Source organism: Streptomyces sp. NPDC058741 (assembly GCF_042746715.1).
Lineage (GTDB): Bacteria > Actinomycetota > Actinomycetes > Streptomycetales > Streptomycetaceae > Streptomyces.
In genome coordinates, this window is the sequence record NZ_JBHYQH010000059.1 from 1 (window position 1) to 22,968 (window position 22,968).

General features: G+C 72.3%; 22 protein-coding genes and 7 pseudogenes. 11 read left to right on the plus strand and 18 right to left on the minus strand.

Features of this window, described 5'->3' with window-relative positions; genetic code table 11:
- From ACFW6P_RS29505 to ACFW6P_RS29520, 4 genes and pseudogenes are all read left to right on the plus strand, one after another.
- Positions 1 to 149, plus strand: a pseudogene (locus ACFW6P_RS29505) (IS630 family transposase); the annotation flags it as partial.
- Between the two features lie 139 nt (positions 150 to 288).
- Complete coding sequence (locus ACFW6P_RS29510) at positions 289 to 495, plus strand: hypothetical protein (RefSeq protein WP_386359836.1); 207 nt, start codon at positions 289 to 291, stop codon at positions 493 to 495.
- A gap of 349 nt (positions 496 to 844) precedes the next feature.
- The gene (locus ACFW6P_RS29515) at positions 845 to 1,075 is read left to right on the plus strand and encodes a hypothetical protein (RefSeq protein WP_386425419.1); all 231 of its coding nucleotides are present in this window, start codon (positions 845 to 847) and stop codon (positions 1,073 to 1,075) included.
- Between the two features lie 286 nt (positions 1,076 to 1,361).
- Positions 1,362 to 1,514: a hypothetical protein gene (locus ACFW6P_RS29520; RefSeq protein ID WP_386359838.1), complete on the plus strand. Its 153-nt coding sequence runs from the start codon at positions 1,362 to 1,364 to the stop codon at positions 1,512 to 1,514.
- A 71-nt stretch (positions 1,515 to 1,585) separates the two neighbouring features.
- On the opposite strand, the gene ACFW6P_RS29525 is transcribed toward ACFW6P_RS29520, so the two are convergent.
- Positions 1,586 to 2,008 carry an Hsp20/alpha crystallin family protein gene (locus ACFW6P_RS29525; protein WP_386359839.1) on the minus strand — a complete coding sequence of 141 codons (423 nt, stop codon included), beginning with the start codon at positions 2,006 to 2,008 and terminating at the stop codon, positions 1,586 to 1,588.
- A gap of 297 nt (positions 2,009 to 2,305) precedes the next feature.
- On the opposite strand from ACFW6P_RS29525, the gene ACFW6P_RS29530 reads away from it, so the two are divergent.
- A complete protein-coding gene (locus tag ACFW6P_RS29530) occupies positions 2,306 to 2,743 on the plus strand; it encodes an Hsp20/alpha crystallin family protein (RefSeq protein WP_386359840.1) in 438 nt (145 codons plus the stop codon).
- Positions 2,744 to 2,861: 118 nt separating this feature from the next.
- On the opposite strand, the gene ACFW6P_RS29535 is transcribed toward ACFW6P_RS29530, so the two are convergent.
- The 4 genes and pseudogenes from ACFW6P_RS29535 to ACFW6P_RS29550 form a co-directional block, all read right to left on the minus strand.
- Entirely contained in the window at positions 2,862 to 3,812 is a 951-nt protein-coding gene (locus tag ACFW6P_RS29535) for a hypothetical protein (protein WP_386359842.1), read from the minus strand.
- A gap of 434 nt (positions 3,813 to 4,246) precedes the next feature.
- Positions 4,247 to 4,543: pseudogene (locus tag ACFW6P_RS29540) on the minus strand (IS982 family transposase); the annotation flags it as partial.
- A pseudogene (locus ACFW6P_RS29545) lies at positions 4,540 to 5,331 on the minus strand (VWA domain-containing protein); the annotation flags it as partial. The pseudogenes ACFW6P_RS29545 and ACFW6P_RS29540, both read right to left, overlap by 4 nt.
- A 171-nt stretch (positions 5,332 to 5,502) precedes the next feature.
- Entirely contained in the window at positions 5,503 to 6,849 is a 1,347-nt protein-coding gene (locus tag ACFW6P_RS29550) for a protein kinase (RefSeq protein WP_386425421.1), read from the minus strand.
- A gap of 173 nt (positions 6,850 to 7,022) precedes the next feature.
- Here ACFW6P_RS29550 and ACFW6P_RS29555 point away from each other — a divergent pair.
- Positions 7,023 to 7,511, plus strand: a pseudogene (locus tag ACFW6P_RS29555) (GlxA family transcriptional regulator); the annotation flags it as partial.
- Positions 7,512 to 7,616: 105 nt separating this feature from the next.
- Positions 7,617 to 8,614 (plus strand): annotated as a pseudogene (gene gap / locus ACFW6P_RS29560) (type I glyceraldehyde-3-phosphate dehydrogenase).
- Between the two features lie 188 nt (positions 8,615 to 8,802).
- Here gap and ACFW6P_RS29565 read toward each other — a convergent pair.
- Positions 8,803 to 9,747, minus strand: a complete 945-nt coding sequence (locus ACFW6P_RS29565; RefSeq protein ID WP_386359851.1) for a MerR family transcriptional regulator — start codon at positions 9,745 to 9,747, stop codon at positions 8,803 to 8,805.
- 87 nt (positions 9,748 to 9,834) lie between these two features.
- Here ACFW6P_RS29565 and ACFW6P_RS29570 point away from each other — a divergent pair, with 87 nt between their 5' ends.
- Positions 9,835 to 11,358 (plus strand): alpha/beta fold hydrolase, encoded by a 1,524-nt coding sequence (locus ACFW6P_RS29570; RefSeq protein WP_386359846.1) that lies wholly within the window; start codon positions 9,835 to 9,837, stop codon positions 11,356 to 11,358.
- Positions 11,359 to 11,411: 53 nt separating this feature from the next.
- Here the strand turns inward: ACFW6P_RS29570 and ACFW6P_RS29575 are convergent, their stop codons facing one another.
- From ACFW6P_RS29575 to ACFW6P_RS29590, 4 genes and pseudogenes are all read right to left on the minus strand, one after another.
- Positions 11,412 to 12,275 (minus strand): MurR/RpiR family transcriptional regulator, encoded by an 864-nt coding sequence (locus ACFW6P_RS29575; RefSeq protein ID WP_386359848.1) that lies wholly within the window; start codon positions 12,273 to 12,275, stop codon positions 11,412 to 11,414.
- Between the two features lie 116 nt (positions 12,276 to 12,391).
- Positions 12,392 to 13,672: a cyanophycinase gene (locus ACFW6P_RS29580; protein ID WP_386425427.1), complete on the minus strand. Its 1,281-nt coding sequence runs from the start codon at positions 13,670 to 13,672 to the stop codon at positions 12,392 to 12,394.
- Positions 13,673 to 13,752: 80 nt separating this feature from the next.
- Positions 13,753 to 14,253, minus strand: coding sequence for a M20/M25/M40 family metallo-hydrolase (locus tag ACFW6P_RS29585; protein ID WP_386360144.1), 501 nt, complete (start codon positions 14,251 to 14,253; stop codon positions 13,753 to 13,755).
- 208 nt (positions 14,254 to 14,461) lie between these two features.
- Positions 14,462 to 14,662: pseudogene (locus ACFW6P_RS29590) on the minus strand (M20/M25/M40 family metallo-hydrolase); the annotation flags it as partial.
- On the opposite strand from ACFW6P_RS29590, the gene ACFW6P_RS29595 reads away from it, so the two are divergent.
- Both ACFW6P_RS29595 and ACFW6P_RS29600 read left to right on the plus strand, forming a co-directional pair.
- Positions 14,663 to 14,977 carry a hypothetical protein gene (locus ACFW6P_RS29595; RefSeq protein ID WP_386360150.1) on the plus strand — a complete coding sequence of 105 codons (315 nt, stop codon included), beginning with the start codon at positions 14,663 to 14,665 and terminating at the stop codon, positions 14,975 to 14,977. It begins immediately after the preceding pseudogene.
- A 106-nt stretch (positions 14,978 to 15,083) separates the two neighbouring features.
- Positions 15,084 to 15,338 (plus strand): hypothetical protein, encoded by a 255-nt coding sequence (locus ACFW6P_RS29600; RefSeq protein ID WP_386425433.1) that lies wholly within the window; start codon positions 15,084 to 15,086, stop codon positions 15,336 to 15,338.
- Here the strand turns inward: ACFW6P_RS29600 and ACFW6P_RS29605 are convergent.
- Positions 15,260 to 15,604, minus strand: a pseudogene (locus tag ACFW6P_RS29605) (hypothetical protein); the annotation flags it as partial. The gene ACFW6P_RS29600 and the pseudogene ACFW6P_RS29605 sit on opposite strands and share 79 nt — an antisense overlap.
- Positions 15,605 to 15,731: 127 nt before the next feature.
- Here ACFW6P_RS29605 and ACFW6P_RS29610 point away from each other — a divergent pair.
- Positions 15,732 to 16,031, plus strand: coding sequence for a cellulase family glycosylhydrolase (locus ACFW6P_RS29610; protein ID WP_386360142.1), 300 nt, complete (start codon positions 15,732 to 15,734; stop codon positions 16,029 to 16,031).
- Between the two features lie 76 nt (positions 16,032 to 16,107).
- Here ACFW6P_RS29610 and ACFW6P_RS29615 read toward each other — a convergent pair whose 3' ends face one another.
- The 7 genes from ACFW6P_RS29615 to ACFW6P_RS29645 are packed head-to-tail and all read right to left on the minus strand — an operon-like array spanning position 16,108 to position 22,527.
- Entirely contained in the window at positions 16,108 to 16,911 is an 804-nt protein-coding gene (locus ACFW6P_RS29615) for an enoyl-CoA hydratase/isomerase family protein (RefSeq protein ID WP_386359743.1), read from the minus strand.
- On the minus strand, positions 16,908 to 18,194 hold the full coding sequence (locus tag ACFW6P_RS29620; protein ID WP_386359745.1) for a cytochrome P450: 1,287 nt from the start codon (positions 18,192 to 18,194) through the stop codon (positions 16,908 to 16,910). Before ACFW6P_RS29620 ends, ACFW6P_RS29615 begins: the two co-directional genes overlap by 4 nt.
- Before the next feature lie 50 nt (positions 18,195 to 18,244).
- A complete protein-coding gene (locus ACFW6P_RS29625) occupies positions 18,245 to 19,618 on the minus strand; it encodes a cytochrome P450 (protein ID WP_386359747.1) in 1,374 nt (457 codons plus the stop codon).
- 8 nt (positions 19,619 to 19,626) lie between these two features.
- Entirely contained in the window at positions 19,627 to 20,187 is a 561-nt protein-coding gene (locus ACFW6P_RS29630) for an ATP/GTP-binding protein (protein ID WP_386359748.1), read from the minus strand.
- A 6-nt stretch (positions 20,188 to 20,193) separates the two neighbouring features.
- Positions 20,194 to 20,580 carry a DUF742 domain-containing protein gene (locus ACFW6P_RS29635; RefSeq protein WP_386359750.1) on the minus strand — a complete coding sequence of 129 codons (387 nt, stop codon included), beginning with the start codon at positions 20,578 to 20,580 and terminating at the stop codon, positions 20,194 to 20,196.
- The gene (locus tag ACFW6P_RS29640; protein ID WP_386359763.1) at positions 20,573 to 21,400 is read right to left on the minus strand and encodes a roadblock/LC7 domain-containing protein; all 828 of its coding nucleotides are present in this window, start codon (positions 21,398 to 21,400) and stop codon (positions 20,573 to 20,575) included. Before ACFW6P_RS29640 ends, ACFW6P_RS29635 begins: the two co-directional genes overlap by 8 nt.
- Before the next feature lie 20 nt (positions 21,401 to 21,420).
- The gene (locus ACFW6P_RS29645) at positions 21,421 to 22,527 is read right to left on the minus strand and encodes an ATP-binding protein (RefSeq protein ID WP_386359752.1); all 1,107 of its coding nucleotides are present in this window, start codon (positions 22,525 to 22,527) and stop codon (positions 21,421 to 21,423) included.
- Positions 22,528 to 22,968 lie beyond the last annotated feature (441 nt).

Sequence of the window (22,968 nt, forward strand, 5' to 3'; positions counted from 1 at the left end):
GGAACGTCCAGGCACTGGAGAAGGACATCCGCAACTGGATCAAGACCTGGAACCAGGATCCGAAGCCCTTCGTCTGGACGAAGACCGCGGACGAGCTCCTCGAACGCCTCGCCGGATATCTGAACCGAATTCCCGACTCAGGACACTAGATGCTCACCCGGTGTTCCGGCCGGGCTCCTCCCCGACGGTGCCCGCACCCCGTTGTCACGCACCTCTCACACCTTCCCGTTGCCGGCCGAGCCCGGGCGGGAAGCCGGTCGGAGTCACCCACCGGGAGGGAACGGGGCTGTGATCGCTGTCGCCGTGCTGCTGCCGCCGGCCCTGGTTGTGCTGCTGTACGCCATGGACCGCATCGAGGACCGGCTGCGGGCCCGCCCGCACGCGGCCCGCCACGCCCGCAGACGTCGCCTGCGGCTGGTCCACGCCGCCGGCCCGCCCCCTACCGGGCGCTGCAGGCTGGCCCGGCGTTCGGCGCGGCACTGCAAGGCGGCATGACCCGCGTCCCTCGGTGTCGCAGGGGGCCGGGGCTGCTCTCGGGTTCCGTCCGGTTCGCTCGGGGGCGCTGCCACCTTCACCGCAGCCGCTACCCCTGCCGGGCCGGCCGCGGGCGCGGTGCCCGCCGTGGCCGCAAGCGCAGAGGTGTTCGATCGGCTACGGTCCGGCGTCACACTGGGCGGCGCTGTCGCCGGGTCCTCCGTCGCGGCGCTCCGTAGAGCCGTGGATGAGCACGCGACGGCGGACCGCTACCTCGATGGCTGCGCCGCGCGCACACCGCCATCTGGAACAGGCGGCAGACCGAGTTCCACAGCAACAGCCGTACGCCGGACGGCAGGCCTGCGGTTCCATGACGATGGGGCCGCCGAACGAGACGACCTGGCTCCGGCTGCGCCACCGCCTCTCCCCGTCCACGGGTGAGCACCTGCTGCGCGCGTACACCAGCCGGGACGGCCGCACCTGGACGGCGGGCGGCGCCTGGACGCTGCTCGCGGACAGCCGGATCCCTGTCGGCCTTAGCTCCATGGGGAGAGGCGGGACGACGGCGGAGTTCGACTGCGTACGGGTGCGGCGCCCCTGAGGGTCCTGCACCGTCGGCCGGGCGGCACCCGAGCCCGGGCGCCCGGCCGGCGCGTGTCCGCCGGGCGGGACGAGGGGTGGTGGCCGGACGGGTTCTCCGAGGCCGGCAGCAAGCCGTCCGGGTGATCCGCACCGGTACGCGCCCCGGACGGTGCGCGCCGGGACCTGTGCGCACCGTGCGCAGATCGACACGGTGATCCGCTGCCGCGTGTGAGCTGCAGCATTGTCGACTCCGATGGCCGGCCCCCACCATGGCCGAGCAGCCACGTCAAGGGAAGCAGCTCCTCATGGGTGATCATGTGCACGTGCGGCTCAGCCAGGGGCTGAGCGTGTCGAACGACGGAGAACTGATCGAGCACTCACAGTGCCGGTGCGGGGCCACCTTCACCAAGGTGTGCGACGCCGACGGCGGGGAGCCGGAGCGTCCGTCCCGCTCGTGACGGCGAGCGGAAGATCACCGAACAGGCCCCGGCCTGATGCCGGGGCCCTCGGAGGCGGTGCCGCTGCGGCGTCAGCCGCCCAGTTCCCTGCGGTCGCTGCCGCCACTGATGGCGATCTTGCGCGGCTTGGCCTGCTCGGCGACCGGGATCCGCAGCTTCAGCACACCGGCCTCGTAGGAGGCTTCGATCCTCTCGGTGTCGAGGGTCTCGCCGAGGAACAGCTGCCGGCTGAACGTCCCGGCGGCCCGCTCGGTGATGACCGTCTCACTGTTCTCGCCGTACACCGGCTTGCGCTCGGCCTTCACGGTGAGGACGTCTCGCTCGACGTCGAGGTCGATGGACCCCGGGTTCACGCCCGGCAGGTCCAGCTCCACGAAGAACGTCTCGCCTTCACGCCAGGCATCCATCGGCATGCCCGCCGGGTGTGCGGTCGTGCCCCAGACGCGTTCGACGAGCCGGTCAAGCTCCCGGAAGGGATCCGTACGCATCAGCATCTGCTGTCCCTCCTTGACGTCGTTTCGGTGCCGTTGGCTCCACTTCCGATATACCACCACGCGGTGAAAGTTGACAAGGCGAGACTCAACTTTCTGCGGATGCCCTCGGGCGCCTTCTCTCGACCTCACCACGCGCCCGCCCATACACCGTGCGTGAGCCCAAGGCTTGAGTCTTCCTCTGTCAATTTCACCCAGTCGAGAGTTGTCAGATTTCCATCCATGAGCTATACGAATATGCGGTACTCGATCGTCGGGGCTCAGCCCGGCGGCCTGCGTCCTGGGAGGGAGACGTTGGACATGCTTGCGCGCACGGAGCTTCTGGGCGATCTCGACCGGCTCGCGCATCAGCTCACGCAACGCGGCACCTCGGGCGGCACCGTCATCGCGGCGGACGCCTGGCGCGACGACGATGCGCTCTATCTGCAGTTCGACCTGCCCGGCATGGACCGCTCCACCATCGAACTGACCACGGAGCATCACACGCTGACGCTGACCGCCGAACGGCCCTCCCCGATCCCGGCCGACGCTCGGCCCGTGCTGACCGAGCGACCCACAGGCCGGTTCACCCGCCGCCTTACCCTGTCCGACGCCCTGGACACGGCCGCCGCCGAGGCGGCCTACGACAACGGCGTCCTCACCCTGCGCATCCCCCTGGCCGCACGCGCCAAGCCGCGAAGGATCGCCGTCTCCGGCGGAGTACCCAAGCAGCTGGAGCGGCTGACGCGTTCCGCGTGAGTTGTCCCCCGCGGCATGCGTGAGGGGACGACAGGCTGAGGGGTCGACGCGCGTGGAGTGTGGAACGCAGCAGGAAACGCCACACCGTGCCGGTAGGGACGACCTGCACCGGCCACATCTACCAGGAGTACACCGCCGACCCGCGAAGACTGGTCCGCCTGTACTCAGGCACCGCCGCTCTCTTCCTGCGGTGGGCGGGGCTCACCACCCCTACGTCTGCCGCCGCATCACATCGCTGATCGCGAAAGCCAGTTCCGGCAGGTCCCAGTAGACGGAGTGGGTCCACGGTCCCGCGCTGGCGGTGTGCGGCAGCGGCAGGTCGACGGGGGGACGTGCCGTCGGCGAGACGGAAGACCCGCGAGACGGGGAAGGCCAGTACGTCGAGTGGCTGCCACAGGTTGGTCCAGCGGGCCAGGGAGTCGGGCAGGTCCACGGGTTCGTGGCCGGTGTGGGGCGCGAGGCGGCCACCGCGGGGGTCGCAGAGGTGGAAGTACGCGGCTTGGGAGCCGAAGGTGAGCAGCGACGAAGTCCACAGCGGTTCCCGTGCGGTGGCCATGTCGACGGCGACCAGTCGTACGGGGCGGTCCGGGCGGCGTCCCAGCTCGGGATCGACGTCCTCGATCCGCTCCCGGACGCGGGCGTGGATCTGCTCGCGATGGCGTTGGTAGACCAGGACGTCGCCGAGGAACCTGGTCGCGCCGGGGCCGAAGTGGTGGCGCAGGCTGTGGTTCATCCTGCCGGCGACGGCCTGCATCGCCGCACCCGCGACGCGGTCCAGGTCCGCCAGGCGACGCCTGATCAGTGAGCGGAGGATACCGTGGGCGGCTGCCGGTCCGCGGAGCCCGGCCCATGGGACGTCCGGCTCGTGCGAGTCGCTGACGGCACGGGCGAGGGCCTTTCCCGTCTCCCGGAGGAGAGCGTGGTCATCGGATCGTGACAGCCAGCGGGTCGCCGGCCATTCCTCGGTGAGCGTCGCGAGCACTTCGTCCGCGTCCGGGACGTCGCCGCCGCCGTCGCGCAGTCCGCCGTCCCGCGGCGAGTGCAGGTGGTGGCGGATGGCGTCCTGCACGGGTTCCGGCAAATGCCCCGGGGTGGGCCGGCCGTTCCCGCTGTCGCCAAGGGGACCGCAGGGGACCGCAGGGGACCGCAGGGGACCGCAGGGGACCGCAAGGGACCGCAAGGGACCGCAGGGGACCGCAAGGGACCGCAAGGGACCGCAGACAGGAGCTCGGACGGTGCCTCTCCCCCGATGTCCTCGGGCGTGTCCCGCAGTCCAGTGGGGCGGGGCGGGAGTGCCAGGTCGAGGAAGCGGTCGTCCGCGCCGAGGTCGCCCCAGTAGACCGGTACCAGGGTCGTCGCCGCGGCCGCCTGCAACGCCTCGACGACGGCGGTGAAAGCGGCGGGTCTCGGTTGCCGACGCCGTGGATGACGAAGACCGGCTCGTCCATGCCTCTCCTGTCCGGGTGCACCATCGCGATGTCTAGACGAGTGAGTCCTATGTGATCAGTGGTCGTACGCAATCAGGGATCGGGTGACCGGGGCTTCGGTCTTGCGGTTGTGCCAGATCGCCGTGGCCATGGCGAGGATGCGCTGGGCGACCCGGACGGCGACGCCCTCGAAGGTCCGGCCGCCGTGTTGTTCCAGGTCGAGCTGGCCTTTCAGGGTGTCGTTGACCGATTCGATGAGCTGGCGGACCTTCTTGAGCGTTGGCTCGCCGTAGCGGGCCTTCTCCCGCTTGCGGGACGGCCGCAGTAACTCGATGCCCTGCCCGGCGAGGTCCGTTTCGAACGCCTTGCCCGAATCGCGACATCGGCGGCCTCCTCGCCCATGGCCTTCGCCATCAGCCGGGTGAAGTCGTCCACCAGGCCGGCAGGATCGGCCGGATCAGCCCGATCAGCCGGATCAGCGACGATGCCGGCGCTGCCCAGCAGCGCCGAGGCGATGCCCGTGGCCTCCCGCACGTCCCAGTCCGTGCCCACCCCGCGTACGTCGCAGGTGAAACGGCCCGGGCAGGCGTCCAGCGCGGCCCGCAGTTCCCCGGGCGATTCGTCCTCGTTGCGTCCGTCCGTGAGCAGGAGCCCGTGCCGGATGCCCACGTCGGCGGCGTGCAGCAGCCGGTCGGCGAGCCGTAACCAGGTGCTGATCGCGGTGCCGCCGCCCGCACAGAGCGTGCGCAGCGCCTGCCTGGCCTCTTCACGGGTGCGCGCGTCGGCCACCGCCAGTGTGCCACCGCCCGGGTACACCGCCGTGGCCCGGTGCGTGCCGGCCACGACGGCGAAGTGCACGCCGTCGCGCACCGCGTCGATCGCGGCGGCCGTCGCCGCCCTGACGGCGCGCATCTTGGCCGGCGGACGGTCCATCGAGCCGGAACAGTCGACCATGATCGCCACCGCCCCGCCCTGGGCGGACGCCGTCCGGTACGCCCGCGGTGCGGCGACGCCACCGCCCGGCGCGTCGCCGATCTGGCGGGCGCCGGTCGCGGTGACCGTCACGATGGCGTCGACGTCCCGGCCGACCTCGGGCAGTTGCTCGTTCTGGGCACCGTGCACGAGGAACCGCGGCGCGGAGGATCTCAAGAAATCGGCCACGGATTCCACTCTCCCTCACGTCCGCCGGTGGTCACCTCGAGCATCAGGACGCTACTGCCCTCGGTAGCCCGGACGTGGGAGAACCTGCCGTGATCATGCGCTGGCGAAGGGGCCGTGAGGCAGTCGCCGTTCGTGGCGGTCACCGCCCCTCGGCGGGGAGCGCCGCTTACGCTACCGGCGCTCGGGCGCTTCCTTCCCCCTGCTCACCATGTGCTTCGTCTTCTTGCCGTGCTGCTTCTTTCGCGCCTGCCCGTGGGCCTGATCGGGGGTCTTTCGCCGGCCCTTCCCGGCTGCGCTGTCCGCGGTGCGCTCGTCACCGCGCGGACGAGCGGGCTGGGCGGTGGGGGCGCCGGCAGTGACGTTGGGCACCTGGACGGACGGGCTGCGCGAAGGCGGGGTCGTCGACGCGGAGGGGGTGTCGCCCTGGTGAACCGCGGTGTCCTGGGAGGGGGAAGGGACGGCTGGACGAGGGGCGGAGGGGGCCGGGACCGCCTCGCCCGCGTCGTCGTGAGGGGAGAAGCCGTCGGCGGCGACCAGACCGGCGGCGACGACGGCGGCCAGCGCGGCCGCCGCCCCGTGCGTGCGAAGGCGGCCCCGGACAGAGGCGGACCGAGACGCCCTCGTGCGCAGAACTGAGGGGACGCCGGAGGCGAGGGGCCCCTTGGCGGCGGGCGACCAGCTCCGGTGTGTGCTGTCGGCGTGCTCCGCGGTCGTGGCTGGTACGACATGGAACGCGGGCCGGGCTACGGACGTGTCGGGCCTCCTGGCGCTCGTTCCGGCGAGACGGCTCAGGGCGTGGGCGCAGGCGCCTGACGTCGGGCGGTCTCCCTCTTGCAGACTCGTCATGCCCCGCAGCAGAGCGGCGAAGTCGTCGGGCAGGAAGTCCGGGAGGGCGGGCGGCCGGTGCAGGCGCGCTATGGCGGCCTCCAAGGGGCCTCCGCCGTATTCGAGGCGACCGCTGAGGCTTTCGAGGAGGACCAGGCCGAGGGCGTAGATGTCCGCGGGCGGGCCGACGGGCCGTCCCAGCACCTGTTCGGGGGAGAGGTAGGCGGCGGTGCCGGTCAGGGTGCCGGTGGCGGTGCGTGTGGTCGCGTCGAGCAGCCGGGAGATGCCGAAGTCCGTCAGGTGGGGACGGCCGGAGGGGTCCAGAAGGATGTTGGACGGTTTGACGTCCCGGTGGACGATGCCCGACTCATGGGCGTGCGCCAGGGCGTCGGCCAGTCCCGCGCCGAGCGCGGCCGCAGCCGTGCACGACAGCGGGCCCTCGGCGATACGGGATTTCAGGGTGGGCCCCTCGATCAACTGCATGACCAGGAAGGCGTCACCGTCGTGGTGCGCGGCGTCGTAGGCGGTCACCAGCCCCGGATGCTGCAACCGGGCCAGGATCACGGTCTCGCTGCGGAAGGCCTCCTCCGTGTCGAAGCCCGTACCGGCGCGGAAGACCTTCACGGCGACCGGCCGCCGCAACCGCAGGTCGAACCCGCGGTGGACGTCGGCCGCTCCTCCCGAGCCGATCAACGCATCCAGACGGTAGCGACCCGCCAGAATCCGGGAACAGCCCCGAAACGCCCGGGCACCCCGCACCTCGCGCAACCCCACCTCGAACTCCCCACTCCGCACCCGCACCGCTCAGACACCCGCCGTCGACGGGCCACCGGACGCGGGTACCCATCCATGCGCCGCTTGCACAAACCTCGGCCGGTGCCGCCTCCGGCATCGACCTGTGCCTGCACATCCTGCGCGGCGACCTCGGGGTGGCGGCCTCCAACCACGCCGCGCGCCGCCTGGTCGCCGCGCCCTACCGCAGCGGCGGCCAGGCCCAGTACGTGCCGCGCGGTGTCCCCGACCCGCTCGGCGAGCGCTTCGGCACCACCCGCGAGTGGGCCCTGCACCGGCTCGGCGAGCCCCTCTCCCTCGACATGCTGGCGCAGCAGGCCGGCGGGTCGGCGCGTACGTTCTCGCGGCGCCTCGTCGAGGAGACCGGCTACACGCCGATGCAGTGGGTGATACGCGCCCGCATCGACCTGGCCCGCGAACTGCTCGAGCGGTCGCAGCGCAGCGTCGAACAGATCGCCGCCGACGTCGGGCTCGGTACCGGAGCGAACCTGCGCCTGCACTTCCAGCGCATCCTGGGCACCACCCCGAGCGAGTACCGGCGCACCTTCACGCAGGGCGAGTAGGGCGGTGGCGGTGGTGGCGGGATCCTTGTGAACCATGGCGATGGCGCCACTGTCGGTGGTGCGAGCCGCGAGCGAGCCTGGTGGCGAGAGGAAGGGACATCACTCATGACTCGCATCGCCATCAACGGGTTCGGCCGCATCGGACGCAATGTGCTGCGCGCACTGCTGGAGCGCGAGAGCGCCCTGGAGGTCGTCGCCGTGAACGACCTCACCGAGCCCGCCACGCTCGCCCGGCTGCTCGCCTACGACAGCACGGCCGGCCGGCTCGGGCGTCCGGTGACCGTCGAGGGGAACACCCTCGTCGTCGACGGCCGGCGGATCACGGTGCTGGCCGAGCGCGAGCCGGCGCGGCTGCCGTGGGCCGAGCTGGGCGTCGACATCGTCCTGGAAGCCACCGGTCGCTTCACCTCCGCCAAGGCCGCCCGCGCCCACCTCGACGCGGGCGCGAAGAAGGTGCTGGTCAGCGCGCCGTCGGACGGCGCCGACGTCACGCTCGCCTTCGGGGTGAACACCGATGCCTACGACCCGGACCTGCACACGATCGTCTCCAACGCCTCCTGCACCACCAACGCGCTCGCCCCGCTGGCCAAGGTGCTCGACGACCTCGCCGGTATCGAGCACGGGTTCATGAGGACGGTGCACGCCTACACGCAGGAGCAGAACCTGCGGGACGGCCCGCACCGCGACGGCCGTCGCGCCCGTGCCGCCGGGGTCAACATCGTGCCGACCACGACGGGCGCCGCCACGGCGATCGGCCTGGTGCTGCCGGGCCTGACGGCAGGCTGTCGGGCGACTCGATCCGTGTGCCGGTGCCGGTGGGCTCGATCGTCGAACTCAACACGACGGTCGCGCGCGACGTGACCCGCGACGACGTGCTGGCGGCGTACCGGGCCGCCGCGGACGGGCCGCTGACCGGCGTCCTCGACTACTCGGACGACCCGCTCGTGCCGTCCGACATCGTGGGCAACCCCGCCTCGTCGATCTTCGACTCGGCCCTCACGCGCGTCGACGGCCGCCACGTCAAGGTGGTCGCGTGGCACGACAACGAGTGGGGTTTCTCGAACCGCGTGATCGACACGCTCGAGGTCCTGGCCACCCGCTGACCCGACGCCGCTCAGCCTCCTTCACGGACTGCGCGCCGCCCCTGCGAGGACCGGACGAAGGGGGCTGACCGCAGTGGAGAACGCGCTCCGGGTGCGGTGCTCCTCACCGAAGGGCCTGGCGATCCACACGCTGGTCCCGGGCGTGCTCGCACGCCTCGCCTGCCGGGTGGGCGGCGCTTTCCGATGGCCTACGCAGCGTCGGCGACATCCCGCCGCAGTGCCGCCCGCAGCCAGTCGTCCGCCGATCCCGGGGTCGGATGCGGGGGGCCGCCCGGTGGGGTGAGGACGATGGCCGTGAGCTGCCAGTACCGGTCCAGGCGGGGGTCGGACGCCAGGTCGGTGGCCAGCCGGCGGCGGAAGTCCTGGGTGTCGCGGCCGCGGTAGGCGCCGGCGTACGCCGCGACGAAGGCGTCCAGTGCCTCGCCCGGACGGGGATCGCGAGCCCGGCGCAGGTGCGGGGCCGCGAGTTCGAAGGCCTCGGTGAGGCCCGCGTACAGCGTGGCCGCGCCGCGCGCTCCTGCCTCCCGGTGGACATGGGGCTGGGGCCGGCCGCCGCCCGGGCAGGGAGCCGTCGTCATCGCGTGCAGCCGGGCGAAGGCGAGCGCCTGGGCCGGGTGCGGTTCGTCCGGTGGTTGCGGGACGGCGGCCTCCAGGAACGCGGCGGTCGCCCGGGCCGGCATCCGGGGTGGCAGCCAGGTGCGCCAGAACCGGGCCAGGGGCGCGGTGCTCGGTGGGCTGGTCAAGGCGCCGAGCAGCTCCAGCCGGCCGGCGCGCTGGTCCGGCGGGCAGTCGCGTACCAGGTGGAGTGCCGCTTCCCGCCAGCGCAGGGCTCTCAGTTCGGTGCCGAGCTCGCGCAGACGGCTGTCGACGACGGTCTCCAGTGCCCGCCCGGCCGCGCCGTCGTCGTCGAGGATGCGGCGGATCTCGGGCAGGGGCAGGTCCAGGGTGCGCAGCGAGCGGATCAGCCGCAGCCGGTCCAGGGCCTCGGGTCCGTAGCGGCGGTGCCCGCCACTGCTGCGGGCGGCTTCCGGGAGCAGACCTCGGTCGGAGTAGAAGCGGACGGTCTTCACCGTGGTACCGGCGCGCTCGGCGAGTTCCCCGATGCTCCAGAACGGCTCGTGCGGCGTGGACAGTTGAACCTCCCTCAGGGGGAGTTCCTACGGTACCGGGGCCGGACCGGGCGCATCCCGCGGTCCGCACACCGATTGGGGGAGGACTTCGTGTACGTGTTCATCATGGTGGCGGGTGTGTTCACCGGGGCCCACGTGTGGGAGGAGACGGCCGGGCGGCTGGCCGCGGCGGGCAGCGAGGTGCACGCGGTGGCGCTGACCGGAGTCGACGCCTCCCGTCCCGCCAGGCCGGCCGACGTCGATCTGGAGACGCACATCGCGGACGTGGTCGCGGCGATCGACGCCGTGGAGGCGACGGCCGGGCGGGAGATCGTGCTCGTCGGCCACGACTACGGCATCCACCCGGTGCTCGGCGCCGCCGACCGGCGGGCGGAGCGCGTCGCACGCGTCGTGTACCTGGACAGCGGGATGCCGCAGAACGGTGTGCCGGCGCTGGCCGCCGTACCGGACCAGGCGCTGCGCGCACAGCTGGCGCAGCGTGCCGAGGCGGGCGAGCGCGAGGGCGTGCTCGCGCCACCGGCCGTCGGCGAGTGGGGGCGCTGGGGCGGTACCGCAGGGGTGGGCGAGGCGGCACTGGAGCGGCTGACGGCCCTGGCGGCACCTCAGCCGCTGGGCACCCTGCTGCAGCCCCTGCGGCTGAGCGGGGCGGTGGCCGCGCTGCCGGTGACCGGGGTGCTGTGCACCGGGAACGGCGGCGGCATCGACTCGGTGCAGAGGCTCGTCGACTTCGGCGACCCCGCACTGGCCGCCCTGACCGACCCGCGGGTCGCCTTCTTCGAGCTCTCCACGGGGCACTGGCCGATGCTCTCCTCCCCCGGCGCCCTGGCGGAGGTCCTGCTCGGGGCCGCGGCGGGTGAGGGGCACCGCCTGCGGCCGGCCGCCGGCGACGGGCCGGTGCCCGTCCATCTGCGCCCGTTCCCGCTGGACGTGCCCGAGGTGCCCCGCGTGCGCCGGGGTCGTGTCGATCTGTACGTCCCCGACGGTGAGGGACCGCGACCGGCCGTGGTCTTCGTGCACGGAGGACCGGTGCCCGCCGGAGCGCGGCCGCGCCCGCGTGAGTGGCCGACCCTGGTGGGCCACGCCCGGATGGCGGCCGCCGAGGGCGTGGTCGGCGTCACCGTCGAGCACCGCCTCCACGACATCGCGGACTACGAACGCGCCGCGGCGGACGTCGCCGCCGGTGTGGAGCGGGTGCGGGCCGATGCCCGGGTGGACCCGGACCGGATCGCCCTGTGGTTCTTCTCCGGCGGCGGCCTGCTCACCGCGGACTGGCTGACGCGGCCCCCCGTCTGGCTGCGCTGCCTGGCCGCCTCCTACCCCGTCCTGGCGCCCCTTCCCGCCTGGGGGATGGCCGGCAGCCGGTTCCATCCCGCCCGGGCGGTCACGCAGGCGGGGAATCTCCCCGTGGTCCTCCTCCGAGCGGGGAAGGAGGCCCGTGAGATCGCCGACACCGTCGACGCGTTCGTGAAGGCGGCCGCCGAGGGCGCGGCGCGGCTCGAACTGGTCGACGTCCCCGGCGTGCACCACGCATTCGAGACGGTGGACGACCCGGAGGTGGTCCGCCCGGCGCTGCGCCACGCGATGGGCTCGGTGGTCGCCCACCTGACCGGGTGACTGTGCCAGTCCTGGGGCCGGCCCCGCACCCGCGTCCGTACCCTGGTGACCGGTCACACCAGTCCGCTGCGCCGGGCGACGTCCTCCGTCTGCCTCATGTGCTGGTGGGCCTCGTCGCCGAGGGCCGTCAGCAGGCCTGCGACGACCGTCTCGATCACGGCGAGGGTGGGGACGAGGCTGTCGTACGGGGAGGGTGTGGAGACCTGGCTGGGCAGGACGACCTCGGCGTGCGCGCTGGTGGGTGACAGCCAGGTGTCGGTGAAGACCACGACCTTGCCGCCGCGTTCCAGGGTGAGCTGCGCCAGGGCCACCTTGTCCTCCTCGTAGCGGCGGTAGTCGAAGACGACGAGGACGTCGCGGCGGCCGAGGCCGGCGAGGGCGGCGGCCCGTTCGACGGGGCGTTCGGGCAGGATGTGGACGTCGCCGCGCAACTGCATCAGGTGCAGCGCCAGATACTGGGCGAGCAGATGGGTGAACCGGCCTCCGACCAGGGTGATCCGGCGCTTGCGGTCGGACAGCAGCGCGACGGCCCGTTCGAGGTCGTGCGGTGGGGTCTCGGCCAGGGTCTGGGCGACGGCGGTGGTGAACAGCTTGCTGCTGCGGGCCATGAGGCCCGCGGCCGAGTCGTCGCCGGAGGTGTCCTCCGTCTCCTCGTACAGGGTCAGCGGTGAGGCGTTGCGCTGGTTGAGCTCGGCGCGCAGGGCGGCCTGGAACTCGGGGAATCCGCTGTAGCCGAGGCGGGCGACGAAGCGCAGGACCGTGGGGGCGCTGACGGTGGCGCGTTCGGCGATGGTGGCGACGGTCTCGAAGCCCGCGGCGGGGTAGGCGGCCAGCAGCACCCGTGCGACCTTCCGCTCGGCGGGGCTGAGGGTCCCCAGCTTGAGGCGGATGTCGTCGGCGAGTGTGCCGGAGGCCATGAGGGCTCCTTTCGGATCTTGCGGTGCGCCGGTGCCGAGCCTAGTGCCCGCGCCGGTGGCCGGGGCCGGACGGGGAGTTCGTCCGGCCCCGGCCTCGGGGGCCGTGTGGGCAGGGGTCATCGGGGGGCGATGTCGACGCGCAGTCCGACGAGGGTCTGCGCGATGGTGCCGTCGCTCGTCCAGGCGGTGAAGCCCGGCCGCCTGGTGAAGGTGACGGTGAAGCGGGGCGACCTCTCGTAGGTGGTGGCGGTGCGCTGGTCCCGGGTCGAGGCGAGGGCGGTGGCGGTGCCGAGGAAGGAGTACGGGACGCCCGCCGGGTTGTCGGTCGAGTAGAAGACGTCGTCGTCGACGGGCACGGGCGTCGTGCCGCGGGGGGGGGCGAGGGGACGCTTGTCGCGGGCGGGGCGGACCGCCCAGCGGGCGGCGTCGTGGCGGTCGCCGTCGGTGAGGTGGGTGTACCGGGCGCGGGTCAGGGTCCAGCCGGCCGGTGTGGTGCGGGCGCGGGCGTCGCGCAGGTCGATGACGCCCACGCCGTTGGTGCCGAGGACGGTCATGGTCTCGCGCGGCGTTCCGAGGGCGTCGACGACGAGTGCGCTGTTCTCCTGGAGGGCGTAGACGCGGTCGTGTCCGGTGTCGGCGGCCAGGCGCAGGGCCCGGCCCTCCCTTCCGTAGGCGCCCGTGTGGGTGTCGACGAGGCCGGAGCGCAGGAAGCCGAATCCGCCTCGGAGGAGGTAGCCGAGCCGGGCGGGGTCGTCGAAGTAGCCGGGGGCGCTGCCGTCCCGCAGGGCCGGGTAGGAGTCGCCGCCGGTGACCATGTCGGGCCCGGCGGCGATCTGGGCGCCCGCGGAGGTGCCGGCGACGACCGCGCCGTCGGCGAGCCGGGCGCGGATGGCGGCGAGCACCTTGGAGTCGGTGTGCCGGTCGCCGTGCAGGAGAGTGGTGACGTAGCGGTACTGGTCGCCGCCGCCGAAGAAGAACCCGCTCATGGAGTTGATCCGGTCGACGAGGGCGTCGGAGTCGGCGTCGGCGATGTGGTCGAGGTCGACGGCGATCCACTGGGCGTCGGCCGCGCCGTGCTTCTCGAGGAGTCCGGCGTAGTAGGCGCCGTTGCAGGCCGAGTTGCTGCAGCGCACGGGGTCGTCGGCGTGCGGGTCCTGGCTCTCGGGGACGGAGGCCGCGGTGAGGGCGCCGATGCGGGCGCGGGAGCCGCCGGCCCGGTCGATGATCTCCCCGTACACCTCGGTGTTGTTCCCCTTGAGGCCGCCGCCGATCAGGACCAGGGAGCCGGCCGTGCGGGCGCTGCCGGGGTGAGCGGTCGCCTGGGCGGCCGGTGCGGCGGTGAGGACGAGGACGAGTGCGGTGGCGCCGGCGAGGACGGGGCGGGGACGGTCGCGCATGGGGCCTCCGTAAGTTGTTGGGTGGGTCGGTGTGGAGCCGGGCCTCCGGCCGGGGTGCGGCGCGGCCGGAGGCCGGGCGTTCAGGCGGCGGCGCCGTCGTCGCCGAGCGCGGTGATCAGCGCGGCCAGCAGGGCGATGCGGTGGGGCACGGTCGTGGTGTCCAGCCACTCCCGCGGGCTGTGGTCGGCTCCGCCGACGGGCCCGAGGCCGTCCAGGACCGGGACGCCCGCGCCGGCGATGAGGGTGGCGTCGCTGACTCCGCCGGTGGCGGTGGCGCCGAGGGTGAAGCCGAGCGCGGCCGCCGCCTCCCGGGCGTGGGCGAACATCCGTTGCGAGGCAGCGGTCGCCTCCATCGGAGGGCAGTGGTCGAGTTGTTCGACGGTGACGGCGGTGCCGGGCACGGCGGGGCGCGCGGCGGCGTCCTCGATGGCCTGCCTCATCCCGCGCGGACCGGCGGCGGTGGCCGCGCGTACCTCCAGGTGGAGTTCGGCCTCGGGGCAGACGATGTTGGGGCGTTCGCCGGCGCGGACGACCCCGACGTTGACGGTGACGTCGTCCCAGCGTCCGTTGAGGGCCTGCAGGGCGACGACGAGATGCGCCGCGGCGAGGGCCGCGTGGCGCCCCGTTCGGGTTCGATGCCGGCGTGGGCGGCGCGGCCGGTGACGGGAGCCGGAAGTCGGCGACGCCCTTGCGGGCGAGCACCAGGTCCCCGTTCTCGCGCGCGCACTCCAGGCCGAGGGCGTAGTGCATGCCGCGGGCGACGTCCTCGGTGATCGCCCGGCTGGCCGGGGAGCCGATCTCCTCGTCGGGGGTGGCGAGGAAGACCAGCTCGGCGTACCGGTCCGCCCCTTGTTCCCGGAGCAGGTCCAGCGCGGTCAGGCCGGCCAGCAAGCCGCCCTTGTCGTCGCTGACTCCGGGCCCGCGCGCGAGGGGGCCGTCGAGGGTGAAGGGCCGCTCGGCTGCCGTGCCGTCCGCGAAGACGGTGTCCATGTGGGCGGCCAGGAGGATCCTGCGTCCGCCGTCGGCCTCGGGGAGGCGGCCCGTCTTGCGGGCCACCAGGACGTCTCCGGGGCGCGGGGCCGGGGCGTCGGAGGGTGTGGGCTCGGCGCCGGGCGGCCGGATCCGCTCGACGGTGAACCCGAGCGCCGTCAGACGGGCCTGCACCCGGTCGGCGACCGCGTCGACGCCCGCCGGGATGTAGGAGCCGGAGTCGATGGACACGAGTTCGGCGAGGTCGTGCAGATAGTGCTGGAGTCGGCGGCGGGCCGGGCCGAGGAGCGTGGCGGGGTGGGGCCGATGCCGTGACGGGGTGCTCACAGGACCTTCGACAGGAAGGCGCGGGTCCGTTCCTGCTCCGGTTCGACGAGGACCGTGGGGGGGGTCGCCGGCCTCGACGACGACTCCTTCGTCCATGAAGACGGCCGTGTCGCCGACCTCGCGGGCGAAGCCGATCTCGTGGGTGACGACGACCATGGTCATCCCGTCCTCGGCCAACTGCCGCATCACGTCGAGGACGTCGCCGACGAGCTCGGGGTCGAGAGCGGAGGTCGGCTCGTCGAACAGCATCAGCTTGGGTTTCATGGCCAGCGCCCGGGCGATGGCCACACGCTGCTGCTGCCCGCCGGATGCGCGGGAAGTGCCCGGCGCGGTCGGCGAGGCGGCCTGACGACAGGGACGAGCGATGATGAAGACACGGCTGTCCGCACACGGCCCCAGACAGGTGGCGCCGCGAGTGACGGCGCTCCGGGTGAGTCTGTTCACCTCGGTCTGCCTACTCGTCGGCACGCCCTTCGCGGCCTCCTCCCCGGCTTCCCGGCCCGCCGCCCCGGGAGCCGGGGCGCCAGGCTCCGGCACGGCTCTCGATGCCGTGGCCGCGACGCAGCCCAGCTGGAATCTGGGCAACGCTGGACGCCGTCCCGGACGAGACGGCATGGGGCAATCCCCTGACGACCAAAGGGAGGTTCGACGCCGTCCGGGCGAAGGGGTACCGCAGTATCCGGATCCCCGTCACCCGGAGCAACCACCAGTCGGCGACGGCGCCCTGCACCGTCGACCGGACGTGAACCGGATCCGGCACGTCGTCGACCGGGCGCTGGCCGCCGATCTCCGGGTGGTGCTCGACGTCCACGATGACTCATGGCAGTGGATCAACAAGTTGGCCACCGAGCACGACCAGGTCCTGGCCCGTTTCGACGCGGCCTGGGAGCGGATCGCCACCGAGTGCGCCCTCACCCCCGCCCTCTTCGACGCGGTCCGTGACGGCGCCACCGTGACGCTCACCTTGCACTTCTGGAGCGGCGCCACCGTGACGTACCGGGTGACGAAGCCGGGCGGGTCCGTGACCGGCGTCGTCTCCTGAGAGAACGGAACAGCTGCCTTCTGAGCCGCCGCTGAGCAGATGACCTGGCGGAGTCGTGCTCCGCCGGGTCATCTGCTCAGCGGGGCCTTGTCAGCTGGGCGGCCAGGAGGTGGGAGTCGAGCAGCGCGGTGTCGGTGGTGCGGGCGGCTTTCGCGTAGCCGGTGAGCATGCGCTTGGTCAGGAGGAGGGCCTCGGGCGAGCGCCGGGCCAGGGGTCTGGTCCAGGCCGTGACGGTGTCGTCGAGCGACTCGAGCGGGGCGATCTTGTGCAGCAGCCCGAGGCGCTGGGCGGTGGGGGCGTCGAAGTCGTCGCAGGTGAGCATGAGTTCACGGATCCGGGCCGCGCCCGCCTCCGTGATCAGGCGGCCCATGGCGCCGCCCCAGGCGGGGGCGAGTCCGATGCCGACCTCCGGCATACGGAAGCGGCAGGTGTCCGCGCCCGCGCGGAGGTCGCAGTAGGCGGCGAGGGCCAGGCCGGCGCCGATGACCTTGCCGTGGAGCCGGGCGATGGTGACGGCGTGGGTGTCCTCCAGGGCCTGGCACACCCGCCGGGCCTTGTCCGCGAGGCGCCGCAGGGTGGCGCCGGTGGGGTCGGCGGCCAGGGCGTCCTGGTACTCGCGGCGGTCCGCTCCCAGGCAGAAGTCCTCGCCCAGGGACGAGAGCACCAGGACGCGTAGATCCGGCTGGTCGTGGAGATCGTCGAGGACGGTGACGAGTGCGTCCAGGACCGCCGCGTTCAGGACGTCGCCCTGTGCGGAGGGATGGAGCCGGACGTGCAGGACGGGTCCCGTCCGGCTGAGGGACAGAGGGGTCGCCTCCGCTCCGTGCGCGGACTCGGGAGCGGGAGCGGGGACGGCGGCGGGGGTGACGGACAGGTTCATGCCGGTGCTACATCCAGGTTCAGCAGGCGCCGGAACGCCACCCGGGGTGCGTGCGCCGGGCGGCGCACCAGGGTGAGTCTCGGCAGGCGGGTGATCATGTGGCGAAGCAGGGTCTGTGCTTCGAGGCGGGCCAGCGGCGCGCCGAGGCAGTAGTGGATGCCCCAGCTGAACGCCAGATGGCCGGGATTGCGGTGCGGGTCGAAGGAGTCGGGGCTGCTGAACCGGGCGGGGTCGCGGTGGGCTGCGCCCACGATGAGGTGGACCATCTCCCCGGCGGCGACCTCGGTGTCGTCCAGGACGGTGTCCTGGGCCGCTATGCGGCTGATGACGTGGGTGGGCGGGTCGTAGCGCAGGGTCTCCTCGACGAACCCGTCCACCAGCTGGGGCTGTTCGGTGAGCTGGTCCCAGCGGCCGGGCTCCTCGACGAGCAGGAGTGTCATCGTCGTCAGCAGGGTCGCGGTGGTCTCCAGAGCCGCCAGCAGGACGAACAGGCTGAGGAAGTAGACGGCCTCGTCGGCCTTGTCCTGGTCGGGTTCGAGCTCGTCCCAGGTGCGTATCCAGCGGGACACCGGGTCGTCGCCGGGCCGTTTTCGCCGTTCTCTCACGAGGCCGAGGAAGTAGGCGCGCAGTTCCGCCATGGCCGCGTCGGAGCGGGCCAGCTGGCTGGCGTTGGGGAGGAGTTCCTGGGTGAAGACCTGGTCGTGGGTCAGTTCCCGCAGCCGGGGCCAGTCCGCGCTGGGCAGTCCGAGCCAGTCGCCGATGGTGGCGACGGGGAGCTCCTCGCTCACAAGTGCCGCGAAGTCGGCCTCCCCGGTGTGCAGACGTTCCTGCAGACCGTCCAGCAGCCGGTCGACCACCCGGCCCACCCGATGGCCGATCCGGTCGATGGTGGTGCGGTCGAAGGAGCCCGCCGACCGGCGGACCATGGTGTGTTCCGGGGGGTTCAGTGCGGGGAGGGTGCGGCTGATCTCCCGGGAGGAGGGAGCGCTCCAGCGGGTGCGCTCGCCCTGGCGCTCCCGCCACGCGGCGTCCGGTTCCAGCCAGACGCCGCTGCGCAGGATCCGCTCACAGGAGGTGTAACCGGTGACGAGGTGGCCGCCCCAGGGCGCGGGGCTGACCTCGCCGCGCGCCCTGAGCTCCGCATAGATGGGGAAAGGGTTGGACTGTCCTTCAGCCGTACGGAGACGGGAGAACAGAGAGACGGTGGCCCGACGTTCCGCTGTCGGAGTCGTGACACTTACCACGATGACGGCTCCTTCCTGCCAGCCGCCATCCGTACCCATCGGATGATTCAAGCATCCAATAACACTGCGTTCTCGCAGGGTTACTTACATCACTCCCCATTCATCCATGCCCGGAAGCGGCTGAACAGCCCGCCCTTGGGACGCGACGCGGCGTGCGCCGGACGGGTCGCCGAGGCCTGCTGCTGGGCGGCGTTCGAGAACGGCGCCTGAGCCGAGGACGACGCGGCCGGCCGGTTCCCGGCCGCGGGCGGCACGGCCCGGGGGGTGAACCGGATGGGCACCGTGACCAGGGAACGGCTCCAGGGCGTCGCCACCCACGCGAGGTCCTGGAAGGGCACGCGCGTCTCGATGTCGGGCAGCCGGTTGAGGAGGGACTCCACGGCGGTGGACACGATCATGAACGCCGGGTCCTTGGCCGGGCAGGCGTGCGGGCCGGCGCCGAAGGCCAGGTGGGCCTTGGAGCTGAGCTGCTCGCGGTGCTCGGTCAGTTTGGGGTCGGTGTTGGACGCCGCGAAGGAGATGAGGACCGGGTCGCCCGCCCGCAGCGTCCTGTTGCCCAGCTCGACGTCCTGGGTGGGGTAGTGGGCCGCGTAGTTGGCGATGGGTGCGTAGTTCCACAGGGTCTTCACGACCGCGTCCTCGACCGGCAGGCCGGCCGGCCAGTCGTCGCTGAGGTAGAGCGCGGCGCTCGTGCCGACAGCGGCCGTCAGCGGCGCGGTGCCACCGGAGAGCAGGGTCACCAGCTGGTGCAGCACCTCCTCGTCGGACAGCCGGGCGGAGTGCACCATCAGACGGGTGGTGAGGTCCTCACCGGGCTGCCGGCGCTTCAGGTCGATCAGTTCGGCGAGGGCGCCGCCCAGGACCTCGTCGGCGCCCGGGGTGCCCTGGAAGATGCCGCTGATCCCGACGATGACGCGGTCGCCGAGCTCCGGCGGGCAGCCGAACAGGTCGCCGAAGACCAGCAGCGGCAGGGGCTGGGCGTAGGCCGCCATGAGCTCCGCCTGGCCGAGGGACTCGGAGCTGAAACGGCTGATGAGGTAGTCGGCCGAGTGCTGGGTGAGCCGGACGAGCCGGGTCTGGTCGATGGTGGCGAGACTGTCCGTGACCGCCTGCCGCAGCCGGGCGTGCGCAGCGCCGTCGCTGAACAGGGCGTTGGGGCGGTAGCCCATCATGGGCAGGGCCGGGCTGTCCGGGGGGACCCGTCCCTCGTTCAGGGCGTTCCAGCGGCGCGAGTCCCGCAGGAACAGCGTCGGGTTCTGCAGGATGTACAGGCTCGCGTCGTAGCTGGTCACCAGCTCGACCTCGACGCCGGGCGCGATGTCGACGGGGGCGCTGGGCCCCGTCGTACGCAACTGGGTGTAGGTGCGCTCCGGGTCGGAGCCGAAGTCGGTGCCGTACAGCGGGACGTTGGCGTGTGCGGGGCAGCCGGCCGGTGTCCCGGTGCTCTCGAAGGGCTGTTGCATGCTGGCTCCTAGCCGAGTGAGGACAAGAGGTGCTGCACGAGGGTGATGAGGGCCTGCATCGAGGAGTCCTGGTCCCGGACGTCGCAGTCGATGACCGGTGTCTCCTCGGGGATGTTGAGTGCCTCGCACACCTCCGACAGCGGGAAGCGGAGCTTGCCGTCGAAGGTGTTGACCGCGATGACGTAGGGCAGGCCGAACGCCTCCACCAGGTCCAGGACGGGGAACGTCTCCTCCAGCCTTTCGGGGTCCACCAGGACCAGCGCTCCCAGCGCTCCCCTCGACAGGCCCTCCCACATCTGTTTGAACCGTTCCTGGCCCGGCGTCCCGAAGATGTAGAGGACGAGGTCGTCGCTGAGGGTCAGACGCCCGAAGTCCATCGCCACCGTCGTGGTGGTCTTGTCCGGGGTGTCGGAGAGGTCGTCGAGGCCCTCGCTGGCCTCGGTGATCTCCTCCTCGGTCTGCAGCGGCTCGATCTCGGAGACGCTTCCTATGTACGTGGTCTTCCCGACCGCGAAGTGGCCCACGACCAGGACCTTCACGGAGCGGGAGACGTCGGGATCCAGATACACGGGTCGTTACGCTCCGGTTCGTATACGCATCAGGCCGTCGAGCACGGCGGTGAGCAGGACGGGGTCATGGCGTTCGGCGTGGGGCACCGGGTTACGCACATGGATCAGGCCGTCCTCGGCCATCTGGGCCAGCAGGATGCGCACGATGCCCAGGGGCAGCCGCGTGTGGGCCGCCACCTCGGCGACGGAGAGGAAGCCGTCCGCGATCAGGTCCATGACCAGGCGGGCTTCCGGAGACAGAGTGCGAGCCGCGGCCTGGACACCGTCCTGGGCCGTGATCATCGTGGTGTGCTCGTACTCGCTCTCCCGGGGCAGTGCGCGTCCCCCGGCGATGACGAACAGGGGGACTAACGGGGCCGTGAGCTCCAGCTCGTCGGAATGGTCGTCATGCACCACTGCCCCTCCTCCCGTGCGTGGCCGGCTGTGAGGCGAGCGCGGGCATCGCGTCGGCCAGGCGGTTGGTGAACTCCTCGATGTCGCAGTCGTGTTCGGCGGCGGCGGCCAGATAGACGCCCTCGCCGCCAGCGATCAGGAAGATCCAGCCGTGCTGGAACTCGATGACCGTCTGGTTCCACTCGTCGTCCTGCCCGCCGCCCGCGAACGGAGCGGTCGCCCGGCTGTAGGCGTGGATGCCGGTCATGGCGGCCGAGATCGTGTCCGCGAGGTCCCTGCCGATCCCCGCGCTCGCGCCCCGGGGCAGACCGTCCGCGCCCAGCAGCAGCGCGTGCAGGGCGCCGGGCACCGAGGCGACCGCCTTGTCCAGCCCGGCGAGTACGCCGAGGGACCTGCTCGCCGCCTCCTGCGGGGCGTGAGAGCCGGAGTCGGCCCGGTCCGGGTCGGCGGCGTTCACCCGCGGCGGGGCCGTGAGGTTGGTGCCCAGCCGGGCGACCAGGCGGTTCATCCGGAACGACAACTGCTCCATGTCGACGTCGGGCTCCGCGGCGGCCGCCAGGTAGGCGCCCTGTCCGGCCGCGATCAGGAACACCCAGCCGTGCTGGAACTCGATGACCGTCTGAATCCACTGCCGGTCCTGCGAGGACCCGGCGAAATGGGCGGTGGCCCGGCTGAGCGACTGCATGCCGGACATGGCGGCGGAGATGGTCCGCACCTCCTGGCCGGTCAGGCCGTCGGTGGCCCCGCGCGGTATGCCGTCCGCGGACAGCACCACGGCGTGCCGGGCCCGGGGGACGTTGTCGACGATGTCCTGGACCATCCACGACAGGTCTGTCGTACTCATGCGTTCTCGGCCCCTCCGGGCGTCGGGGTGTCACGGGAGGCGACGTCGCGTGCGGTCTTCGTGCCGCGCTGGAGGGCGGCCAGACTGCCGACGCCGCGGCGAGCACTGCGTCGGGCGGGCTGCTCCACCGGGGCGGAGACGCCGGTGGGCGACACACGGGCGCCGCGTTTGGGCAGACCGCCGGCCGTACGCGCCGGCTCGCCGTTGTCCACCGGCCGGATGTTGCTCACGGGCGCCGTCGAGGCCGGCGGCTGGGTCTCCTCCATGGTCCACAGCTCCTCGGGCAGCAGGACGACGGCCCGTACGCCGCCATATCGTGAGACGCCGGTGACATCCACCTTGAAGCCGTACTGGCGGGCGATCAGGCCGATCACCGGGAAGCCGAACTTCGGCTGGGTGCCCAACTGGGACAGTCGCGGGACGTCGTCGCCGGAGAGCAGCGCGCTCGCACGCTGCCGTTCCTCGTCGCCCATGCCGACGCCGGCGTCGTCGATGATGATGCAGAGGTTCTTCTGCGCCTGGCGGAACGTGACCTCGATCGGTGCGTCCGCCTGGGAGAAGCTCGCGGCGTTGTCGAGCAGTTCGGCGACGGCCAGGGCGACCGGCGCGACGGCGGAGGCCTTCAGCGCGATGCCACTCGGCTGCATGATCTCGACCCGCTGGAAGTTGCGGATCTGGCCCTGGGCGCTGCGGACCACGTCGTAGATGCTGGCGGGATGGCTGCGGCGGCCCAGGGGTGCGCCGCACATGACCGCAATGCCCTGGGCCTTGCGGGCCATCTGGGCGTTGGCGTGGGTGATGTCCATCAGGTCGGCGAGGACCCGGTGGCCGCCGTACTCGCGCTGGACGCCGTCCAGCAGCATGGTCTGCTCGGCCGCGAGGCTCTGCAGGAAGCGGGCGGCACCCTTGAGGACGACCTTGGTGTTCTCCTCGGCGGACTGCTCCGCCTCGCGGATGACCTCGTGCTGTTCACTTTGGAGTCGTGACAACTCCGTCTGGGTGCGACCGAGTTGTTCCTCGGTGTAACGCAGCCGCGCCTGAAGCGCGGCTTCGGACTCCTTCTTCCTCTTGCTCAGACCTCTGCTGCGGAGTACGAGTGCCACGGCCGCGGCTGTGGATATCACCGCGATCGCAACGAGGCACCAGAGGAGCGCGTTTTGAGTCATGGAAACCTTTCCCGGCGCGTGGCGTGCGGGCGCCAACGGGTACGCCTCGCAAAGATCCGCAACCCGTGAGGGGGACTGGCGGATCGGGCAGAGCCCACCGCGTTCAGGTTCAGGACCTGAGCGAAAGTGGATCAAGGCCGCAGACGGCGGAATGCTATCACCGTCGAACATGGCGTCGGAGTTCGCTCCTCCGGTTCACCTTCCGTCAACATGACCTGTCGACCGGGTTGTTGACGATGCCCCCTGCCGCGGTCACCTTAGCGGGGGTCGCGGCTCGTCCGTGCGGGGGTCGCGGCTCGTCCGTGCGGGGGTCGCGGCTCGTCCGTGCGGGGGTCGCGGCTCGTCCGTGCGGGGGTCGCGGCTCGTCCGTGCGGGGGT